The organism is Burkholderia sp. PU8-34, from assembly GCF_053427725.1.
In genome coordinates, this window is sequence record NZ_JBSAXC010000110.1 from 1 (window position 1) to 212 (window position 212).

Sequence of the window (212 nt, forward strand, 5' to 3'; positions counted from 1 at the left end):
GATCTCGGCGCGACGCCGCTGAAGGTGTTCTTCGTGGTGACGCTGCCGCTGATCTCGCAGGCGCTGCTGTCGGGCTGGCTGCTGTCGTTCACGCTGTCGATCGACGACCTCGTGCTGTCGGCGTTCCTGTCCGGCCCCGGCTCGACGACGCTGCCGCTCGTGGTGTTCTCGCGCGTGCGTCTCGGCCTGAACCCGGAAATGAACGCGCTGGC

General features: G+C 67.9%; 1 pseudogene. It reads left to right on the top strand.

The window, feature by feature from the left end:
* Positions 1-212 (top strand): annotated as a pseudogene (locus tag ACV22Z_RS35955) (putrescine ABC transporter permease PotI); the annotation flags it as partial.